Origin of the sequence: Micromonospora sp. M61 (assembly GCF_018070245.1) — a bacterium.
Lineage (GTDB): Bacteria > Actinomycetota > Actinomycetes > Mycobacteriales > Micromonosporaceae > Micromonospora > Micromonospora zamorensis.
Map to the genome: position 1 here is coordinate 1 of NZ_JAGPYA010000130.1, position 2,488 is coordinate 2,488.

The following is a 2,488-nucleotide window of genomic DNA, read 5'->3' on the forward strand; positions in this document are numbered from 1 at the left end:
CACCAACGACTTCGCCAAGCAGGACGAGGGCAAGAAGGTCTCCGACGCGCTGGTCGCCCAGGGTGCGGACATCATCATGCCGGTCGCCGGTGGCGCAGGCCTCGGCACCACCGCCGCGGCCAAGGCCTCGGGTGGCAAGTACAGCACCATCTGGGTGGACGTCGACGGCTGCGAGAGCACCCCGGACTGCTCGGCCATCATCACCACGGTGGTCAAGAACATCCCGGAGGCCGTCAAGGAGGCCGTGCTCAAGGCCGCCGGTGGCGAGAAGCTGCAGGCCAACCCGGGCTTCGTGGGCACCCTGGCCAACACCGGCGTCTCGATCGCCCCGTACCACGACTTCGACAGCAAGGTTCCGGCCGAGCTGAAGGCCGAGGTCGACAAGATCAAGGCGGACATCGCCGCCGGCACCATCACCGTCACCTCGAAGGCCCAGCCGACCAAGTGACAACCGCCCGGCTCCTCCGGTGAGATCATCGGGGAGTTCGGCGGGGGACAGGTACGACCGATCGGCCGCTTCGGCCCTGCGGGTGACCGTGGGGTCGGAGCGGCCGATCGCGCACCACGTCAACCGGGCCGCTCCGGCCAGGTTGACGGCAGCTAGGCTGCACCATCGCTCGCACTCCAGGAGGTTGCGCTGAGACTCGAACTGCGCGGCATCACCAAGCGGTTCGGTGATCTGGTCGCCAACGACCACATCGACCTGACGGTGGAGCCTGGAGAGATTCATGCCCTGCTCGGCGAGAACGGCGCGGGCAAGTCGACCCTGATGAACGTGCTCTACGGGCTCTACCAGCCCGACGAGGGCGAGATCCTGGTCGACGGCAAGCCGTTGAAGCTGAAGGGCCCGTCCGACGCGATCGGTGCCGGGATCGGCATGGTGCACCAGCACTTCATGCTGGTGCCGGTCTTCACCGTCGCCGAAAACATCATGCTCGGCGCCGAACAGGTCCGGGGCGGCATCGCCGGTTTCCTGGACCGCCGACGTGCCCGGCGCGAGGTCACCGAGGTGTCCGAGCGCTACAACCTGCGAGTCGACCCGGACGCGGTGGTCGAGGACCTGCCGGTCGGCATCCAGCAGCGCGTCGAGATCGTCAAGGCGCTCACGCGCGACGTCGACCTGCTCATCCTGGACGAGCCGACCGCCGTGCTCACCCCGCAGGAGACCGAGGAACTGCTGACGGTCATGCGGTCGCTCAAGGCGGCCGGCAAGTCGATCGTCTTCATCACCCACAAACTGGGCGAGGTCAAGGCCATCGCCGACCGGATCACGGTGATCCGACGCGGCAAGACCGTGGGCACCGCCTCGCCGGACGCCAGTCGGGACGAGCTGGCCGCGATGATGGTCGGGCGCAACGTCCGACTCACCGTGGACAAGGGCCCGGCCACTCCCGGTGAGCCGGTGCTTGAGGTGACCGGGCTGGTCGTCGACGACGACCGGCAGATCCGCGCGGTGGACGGGGTTGACCTGACCGTGCGTGCGGGCGAGGTGCTCGGCGTGGCGGGCGTACAGGGCAACGGTCAGACCGAGCTGATCGAGGCGATCATGGGCCTGCGGCCGGTGCTCGCCGGCACGGTCAGCCTGGTCGGCGACCGGATCGACGGCTGGAAGCCCAAGAAGGTGCTCCGCGCGGGCGTCGGCTACGTGCCCGAGGACCGCAGCGTGGACGGCCTGGTCAAGGAGTTCAGCGTCGCGGAGAACCTGGTGCTGGACATCTACGACCGGCCGCCGTTCGCTGCCGGGCTCGCGCTCAAGCCGGACGCGATAGCGGCGTCGGCGAAGGAGCGGATCGAGCAGTTCGACGTCCGCACGTCATCGGCCGACGCGTCGGTGGGCACCCTCTCCGGCGGCAACCAGCAGAAGGTGATCGTCGCCCGGGAGCTGTCCCGGCCACTGAAGCTCTTCATCGCGGCCCAGCCGACCCGTGGCGTCGACGTCGGGTCGATCGAGTTCATCCACAGCCAGATCATCCGCGAGCGGGACATCGGCACCGCCGTCATGGTGGTCTCCAGTGAGCTCGACGAGGTGATCGGGCTGGCCGACCGGATCGCGGTCATGTACCGCGGTCGCATCATCGGCATCGTCGGCCCGGACACCCCGCGTGAGGAGATCGGCCTGCTGATGGCCGGCATCAGCCCGGACGCGGCACACGAGCGCAACACGGACGCCGTGCCCAGCGACGGGCCGGCCACCGACGGGAGCCCGGCGAGCGGCCCGGGTTCCGCGAGCGAGGACGAGGCATGACCAACCCCCCAACCCCGCAGTCCGGCTCGCCGGACAAGGAGCCGGCGAGCGAGGCGCAGGCCGCGCAGAACGCGCTCGGCAACACCGAACGGGCCGAGGTGGCGACCGAGCCGGGCGGCCCGGCGTCCAAGCCGGAGCCGGAGCAGAAGCCGAGTCTGGGCCGGTTGTTCATGGACAACCTCTGGGCGGCCAACACCTTCACGGTGACCCTGCTGTCGCTGGTGCTGGCGATCGTGGTCGGCG

2 protein-coding genes and 1 pseudogene are annotated in these 2,488 nt (G+C 69.4%); all 3 read left to right on the forward strand.

Going from position 1 to position 2,488, the window contains the following annotated elements:
• Positions 1 to 448 (forward strand): BMP family protein (locus KBX34_RS32795; protein ID WP_210928950.1); only part of this gene is annotated, 448 nt, incomplete at its 5' end.
• Positions 449 to 697: 249 nt separating this feature from the next.
• Positions 698 to 2,245 carry an ABC transporter ATP-binding protein gene (locus KBX34_RS32800; protein ID WP_307871553.1) on the forward strand — a complete coding sequence of 516 codons (1,548 nt, stop codon included), beginning with the start codon at positions 698 to 700 and terminating at the stop codon, positions 2,243 to 2,245.
• Positions 2,242 to 2,488 (forward strand): annotated as a pseudogene (locus KBX34_RS32805) (ABC transporter permease); the annotation flags it as partial. The gene KBX34_RS32800 and the pseudogene KBX34_RS32805, both read left to right, overlap by 4 nt.